The sequence below is a fragment of the Catenibacterium sp. AM22-6LB genome (genome assembly GCF_003435615.1).
Taxonomy (GTDB): domain Bacteria; phylum Bacillota_I; class Bacilli_A; order Erysipelotrichales; family Coprobacillaceae; genus Catenibacterium; species Catenibacterium mitsuoka_A.
The window spans coordinates 1-7,203 of the sequence record NZ_QTUM01000084.1 but is presented as its reverse complement, the minus strand read 5'-3'; the positions used below and the strand labels follow the sequence as shown (position 1 = coordinate 7,203).

Annotated in this window: 5 protein-coding genes; 2 read left to right on the top strand and 3 right to left on the bottom strand. The window is 33.3% G+C overall.

Going from position 1 to position 7,203, the window contains the following annotated elements:
* Window positions 1–457: 457 nt before the first annotated feature.
* Entirely contained in the window at window positions 458–1,798 is a 1,341-nt protein-coding gene (locus DW269_RS11875; protein ID WP_117460167.1) for a dicarboxylate/amino acid:cation symporter, read from the bottom strand.
* Window positions 1,799–1,940: 142 nt separating this feature from the next.
* Here DW269_RS11875 and DW269_RS12665 point away from each other — a divergent pair, with 142 nt between their 5' ends.
* The gene (locus tag DW269_RS12665; protein ID WP_158546372.1) at window positions 1,941–2,096 is read left to right on the top strand and encodes a hypothetical protein; all 156 of its coding nucleotides are present in this window, start codon (window positions 1,941–1,943) and stop codon (window positions 2,094–2,096) included.
* Window positions 2,097–2,167: 71 nt separating this feature from the next.
* Here the strand turns inward: DW269_RS12665 and DW269_RS11870 are convergent, their stop codons facing one another.
* Together DW269_RS11870 and DW269_RS11865 are read right to left on the bottom strand one after the other, a co-directional pair.
* Window positions 2,168–3,055 carry a hypothetical protein gene (locus DW269_RS11870; protein WP_117460165.1) on the bottom strand — a complete coding sequence of 296 codons (888 nt, stop codon included), beginning with the start codon at window positions 3,053–3,055 and terminating at the stop codon, window positions 2,168–2,170.
* A gap of 133 nt (window positions 3,056–3,188) precedes the next feature.
* A complete protein-coding gene (locus DW269_RS11865; RefSeq protein ID WP_117460163.1) occupies window positions 3,189–4,541 on the bottom strand; it encodes an MATE family efflux transporter in 1,353 nt (450 codons plus the stop codon).
* A gap of 253 nt (window positions 4,542–4,794) precedes the next feature.
* Here DW269_RS11865 and DW269_RS11860 point away from each other — a divergent pair, with 253 nt between their 5' ends.
* Entirely contained in the window at window positions 4,795–7,137 is a 2,343-nt protein-coding gene (locus tag DW269_RS11860) for a glycoside hydrolase family 3 protein (protein WP_117460160.1), read from the top strand.
* Window positions 7,138–7,203 lie beyond the last annotated feature (66 nt).

The following is a 7,203-nucleotide window of genomic DNA, read 5'->3' as shown; positions in this document are numbered from 1 at the left end:
CTTGCCCGGTGGTGTGAGAGGACGAAAATAATTTTAATTATTTTCTCCTACTCGATTTTTTATAGCAAAAAAGCCTCTAATTAAAGCTACCTTTTAAAGGTCACCATTAGAAGCCTCTTTCTTACTAGAAAACCATTCAACAAGGCCGCTTTTTAAAAGCCACCCTATCTTCCAGCTCTCTTCACTAGTATTATACACATTTATCGTAAAATTACAAGTAAACTATTTGATTCTTTGTTGATTCTAAAGTGAAAAGTTAAATTCCACTTTAGGCGGGTCAAAGTTGCGTTTAGTCTTTCACATTTCTTCAATTGACTTTACTTTTACACCTAAAGGGATTTTATCATCATCCTTGTCTGTTTATTGAAATCTATTACTGCATATATAGAGGTAAGGAGCCTGTTTAAGGTATTAGAAAAGGAGTCAGAATTTCTGACTCCTTTTCTAGAAAGAACTATTACCCTTTATATACTTCCTGATCAATCATGTTTTCTTTCTTAGCTACAATAACTGAAGTAGAAGCATCACCAACTACATTAAGTGAAGTAACTAACATTTCAATAGGTCTATTGATTGAAAGAATTAATGAGTATGCAAGTAATGCTGCATCGTTTGTATAACCCATACCAGTTAAGATAGTAAATAGGATCACAGCACCTGCACCTGGTGCAGCTGGAGTACCAACTGATGCAATTAATGCAAGTACTGCAATAACTGCCATAGACATGAATGTTACTTTATATCCAGAACTTGCTGCAATAAACATAGCTGCAATAACCTGCATGATTGCTGTACCATCCATATTGATTGTCATACCTAAAGGTAATACAAATGATGCAATCTGATCATTTACACCTAATTCTTCAGTTACTGTTCTCTTATTGATTGGAAGAGTTGCAGCACTAGAAGAAGTAGAGAAACCAAATAAAGCAACCTTAACCATCTTCTTCATGAATGGCTTTGGATTTACTCTAGCCATAGACATTAAGTAGATTGGATAAGCTAAGAATAAATACATAAATAATGCAATAACAACTGTAACTACATAAGCAAGTGCTGGTCTTAATGAATCAATACCATAAATTGCGAATGTTCTAGTTAATAAGCAGAAGATACCAATAGGTGCAAACTTATTAACTACAAATGATAAGAATAAAGTAATAATCTTAGACACTTCTTCGAATAACTTCTTTAAAGTCTTTGTTTCATCTTCTAATGTATTCATTGCAAGACCCATAGCAACTGCAATAAATACAATGGCTAATACGTTACCATTAGTAGAGAAAGCTGAAATAAGGTTGTTAGGAATAATATTTAAAATAATGTTTAATGGGTTAGAACCAGTAGAACCCTGCTGGATTGTTATTGCTGCTTTACCCACTGCATTAAAGAAACCTAAACGATATACAATAGAGGCAACCACACCTGCAAAACATAATGCACATACTGTAGTAATAAAGAAAGTTAAAATAGTCTTAGTAGAAATTCTACCTAACTTCTTTGTATCTGTGATAGTTGAAATAGCTAATGTAATAGATACAAATACCATAGGTACAATAATAAGCTGTAATGAATTAACAAATAACTGACCTACAATATAGAAGATTCCAACAGCTTTAGTTGCTGTAGGTTGTGTAATATCCTGAAAGAATAAGTTATTGATCTTTGTCCAAAGATCAGTCTGACCACTACTTACTAAGTGTTCTCTTAACATAATGCAGCCAAACCCACAGGCAAGACCACAAATCATCGCAATTAACATCTTTTTAGCTAACTGCTTACCATTACTCGTTTTCATTTTTACCCTCCTGAATTTAATCCCAAAATTGAGATTATTATACACTATCTAGAACATAATGCAAATAGTATTCATAAAAATGTGAATTAGCATAATATTTTTATTTAGAACTATGATATAATAATCAGCAGGAGGAACTTATATGGATAATGATTATAGGGAAGAGATGTTGAAGTTAAGAGAAGAACTTCTATTAGTGGAAGAAGAACGTAAAGCAGGTAAGAAGATTTATACTATTGATGAATTAGATGAAATTCTAAATGAAGTTATTGATAATGCAAAACAGTCAGGCATCTAATCCTGACTGTTTTACTTAAGAAAGGGGAGAGCACTTATAGTAGTCTCCCTGAGGGAAAGATATATTTGCTTTTAATAATTCCAGTTCTTCCAGTCCCCACCAGTTAACTTATCAAAGTCTTCACCATTAATTTCTGCACCATCACCATAGGAATGATCACCTTCCCAGTGATATTTAGGATCATCTTCGTATGTCATAGATCCTTTATTGCTTCCTGATGAAGAATTACTTGAACTATTATTACTTCCAGAAGAACTTTTATTATTGTTATTTGAAGAAGAACTATTAGAAGATCTATTTGTATTAGAACTCTGTTTCTTCTGTACCTTAGTCTTTACACTTGTAGTACCATCTTTATTCTTCACTGTCTCATGAACAACTTCTTCATTATTGCTAATCACTGGTTTTGCAATCACAGTGACCTTACCGGTCTTCTTGGTTTCATTATTATACTTATCTTTTACTGTAACGTTAAGATCATACTGCCCTGGAGTATTAATATCTATCTTACTTGTATCAATCTCAATACTTACTTCAGAAAAATCACGAATATTCAGAAGAGACTTTAGAGAGTCGTAATCAAATGTATTGAAACCAGTTCCCTGTATTAACTCCATATTTGCAGGTAATACAAACTCTGGTGCTTTTGTATCCTTCACAATGACACTCTGTTTCAAAGACTTCTTTTTATACTTCACAGTAATAGTATACTTACCTACTGCAGGATAAGTCTTATCCTTCTCATTAGGTATCTTGTTGATAATTTCTAAATCATCTTTATTAAAATCCTTATAATTCTTTACTATATCCTTAAGTTTAGGTGTATATGTAGTCCCATACTCTACATTCACTTTAGTAGTCTTAAGTTCTAATTTAGGACTTCTTAATGCATAAGCAGTACCACCAATACCAATAATCACAACTGCACCTGCAGCTATCATCATCTGTTTCTTATTCATATTTTTTTCTTCCCTTACTATATATCTAATATACAATGATATTCTTACTGTTAGTTTGATGCAATAGAGAAAGTACTATATTTATATTATTTACAAGTATTACATAAAAATAATAGAAAAAGAGATCTCTTTTTTAAGAAATCTCTTTCTTTAAGCTTTTTCCAATAGTGAACCACATAGTAATATAACAAGCGCCACCACCTATAAAATTACTAATTGCTTCTGAAATAAACACACCTTCAATTCCAATAAAATGTGGAAGAATAATAGTCAAAGGAGCTACTATAATCACTTTTCTAAAGATAGAAAAGAAGATAGCCTGTTTAGATTTACCTAGTCCTACTGCCACAGATTGACCACATATCTGTAATGACTGCATAAAGAATCCTGCAAAATATAATCTAATATAAAGAATTGCATGTTTAGTAATATGAGGATCATGAGTAAAGATATTAATAAAGTATTGTGGGAAAGCAGTAATTAATATCCAGATAATAAACATTGTCCCAAAACATAAGAGTGTCACAAAACGTATTGCTGATAAGACACGTTTATATTCTTTAGCCCCATAATTATATCCTAATACTGGCTGAGCGGCATTTCCAAACCCTTGGGCAGGTAACTGCACAACTTCTCTAATAGAGTTAATAATAGTCATAATCGCTATATAGAGATCACCACCATATAGTTGTAAAGTGGAATTACATACAATAGATACTATCGAATTCGTAATACCCATCATAAATCCTGCAGTCCCTAAAGAGAATATACGCTTTACATAATAAGGATTTATATACATACACTCTTTCTTTAACTTAAGTATTGTTTGATCACTTCTTAAAAAGTGTATTGTCCATAAAGCAGATACAAACTGTGACAGTACTGTTGCGAGTGCTGCACCTTTCACATTCATATTTAATACAAATATAAATATTGGATCTAATATAATATTCAATACAGCACCAATCAGTACTGTCATCATTCCTATCTTCGCAAATCCCTGACTATTAATAAAACTATTCATACCTAATCCTATTAACACAAACACTGTCCCTAATAAGTAGATAGTCAAATAATCATTTGCATACTTAAAAGTATGCGTACTTGCTCCAAAGAGCCATAAGATCTTCTCTTTGAAAAGAAAACCAATAATCATTAAACCTATCCCAAATAGTACTAACAAACAGAAAGCATTTCCCATAATCTTTTCTGCTTCTTTGTTATTGCCTTTACCTCTCGCAATTGAACAAAGTGGGGCACCACCCATACCAAAAAGATTCGCAAACGCAATCACTATAGAAATAATAGGAAGACATATTCCCAGTCCTCCCATAGCTAGTGTTGATGTATGAGGAATACGACCTATATATATTCTATCTATCACGTTATAGAGTACATTAATTAACTGGGCTACGATCATTGGTCCTGCAATAGATAATATATGTGTAGAAACCTTTCCCTTCGCAAAATTATTCCTTTCTTCCATACAACCATCTCCCTTAACACAATCTTTACTATCTCATATATATTACAGTCATACAGTTCTTTTTCAAACTTTGAAATACTGTAACTTATATTATCTCATGTATATCATGCTTTTTTAGTATGTATAGGCTGAAATACTATATTAAAATAAAATTACACATCTAAAAGAAATAAAATGTAATATATGTTGCATAAGTAACATGTAAGCGCTACAATGATTATGTTAGATACATTCGAAAGGAGAAGAAAACGATATGAAGAAGGTATCCGCTATAGCACTTAGTACAGCTATGGCACTCTCAATGGCTTTGCCATCTCAAGTTAATGCTACAAGCAGAGTGGATCAATTACTCTCTAATATGAGTACAAGACAAAAAATCACACAGATGCTTATGGTAGATTTCCGTTACTGGGATGAAGACTTAAGTGATGGTGCACAGACTACCGGTCATGAATTTACTAAGATGAATGACCAAGTCAGAAAGATTGTCGAAGACTATGATTTTGGAGCACTTATTTACTTTGCTCAGAACATCCAGGAAACAGAACAATCTTATAATTTAAGTATGGCTATGCAGAAAGCAGCCACAAAAGATGGTGGTATTCCACTATTAATTAGTGCTGACCAGGAAGGTGGTAGTGTATACCGTTTAGGTTCAGGTACAGCTTTACCTGGTAACATGGCACTTGGTGCAACTCATAATACAGAGTATGCGAAAAAAGCAGGTCAGATTATTGGTAGTGAATTAAGTAGTATTGGTATTAATACTAACTTAGCTCCTGTTGTTGACGTTAATAATAATGCCAACAACCCAGTTATTGGTTTAAGAAGTTACAGTGATGATGCAGATGTAGTAGGGAACATGGCTTCTGCAACAATCGCTGGTTTGAAGGACTATAACGTAATTGGATGTGCGAAGCACTTCCCAGGTCATGGTGATACAGCCACTGACTCACATTATGGTTTACCAATCGTAAACAAATCAAAAGCAGAATTATTAAATAATGAATTAAAACCATATAAGATTGCAATCAATCAAGGTATTGAAATGATCATGACTGCACATATCTTATATCCACAATTAGATGACACAACTGTTATATCAGAAAAAACAAGTAACGAAGAAAAGAAACCTGCGACTATGTCAAAAGCAATCATCACTGATCTATTAAAGGGTGAAATGGGATTCAATGGTGTAGTCACTACAGATGCGATGAACATGAAGGCTATTGCTGATACATTTGGCGAATCACAAGCAGTTAAGCTTGCGATTGAAGCAGGTGCTGATTTGATCTGTATGCCTACAGTTCTTTATAATCAGGAAGATGTTAAGAAGCTAGACACAATTATTGATTATGTAGAAGATGCTGTGAATAATGGTGAAATCTCTGAATCAAGATTAGATGATGGATGCAGAAGAATCTTAACAGTTAAAGAAAACAGAGGCATCTTAGATTGGAAAGAATCTAACTTCTCATTAAATAAAGCTTTATCAACAGTAGGTAGTGCTACTAATAGAGCAACTGAAAGAGAAATCGCAGCTGCTGCTGTAACAGTTGTAAAGAATGAAAACAACACTTTACCTCTAGTTGTTAAAGAAAACCAGAAAATCCTTATGCTTTGTCCATATGACAATGAAAGAGCACAGATGATCATGGGTTATAACCGTGCTAAGGAAGCAGGACTCATTCCTGATTCTGCAGAAGTTAAAGTAGTAAGATATAACGGTTCAAATATGGATACTGTAAAAGAAAACATTGATTGGGCTGATACAGTATTCGTTAACTCAGAAATCAGTGCTGCAAGTCGTTTCTCATCTAATCATTGGTTATATTCAAATGTAGAAGATATCGTAGACTATACTCATGAAAAGGGTAAGAAGTCTATCGTGATGTCAGTAGATAAACCATATGATGTACAGATGTATGCAAATGCAGATGCTATTTTAGCTGTTTATGGATGTAAAGGTTCTTCAGTAGATGTTACTGAAGCAATCGTTGGTGGAGTTACATCTTCTAAAGCTGCTTATGGACCTAACATTATTGCAGGTATTGAAGTTGCTTTAGGTACATTTGGTGCTCAGGGAACACTTCCAGTTAATATTCCTGTATATGACAAGACTGCCAAGCTTTACACTGATACTATTAAGTATAAACGTGGTTATGGTATCACTTATAAGTCATTACTCAACAAAGATACATTAAATGACTTAATCTCTAAGGCTGAAAGCTTAGATTCTAAGAAATATACAGAAGAATCTTGGAATAAACTTGTATCAGCTTTAGCTGATGCTAAAGAAGTAGCTAATACAAATGGTGTTTCTCAGAAGAAAATTGATGAAGCAATTGCTTCATTACAGTCTGCTATGGATGCTTTAGTAGAAAAACCTGTAGAAACTAAACCAGAAGAACCTAAGAAAGATGACACTAAGAAAGAAGATATAAAGAAAGAAGACACAAAGAAAGAAGATACAAAGAAAGAAGACACTAAGAAGGATAATGTAAAAACAGGTGATAGCACAGCTATCCTACCACTCGTCACATTAATGGGTCTTGCTTGTGTTGCATTTATCTTTCTTAAGAAAAAAAGAGCTTAATAACTAGGAACCTTTAATTTTTAAGGGGGGTCAATAGAAAACTCGCTTTAAATATTTGGGGGTTTG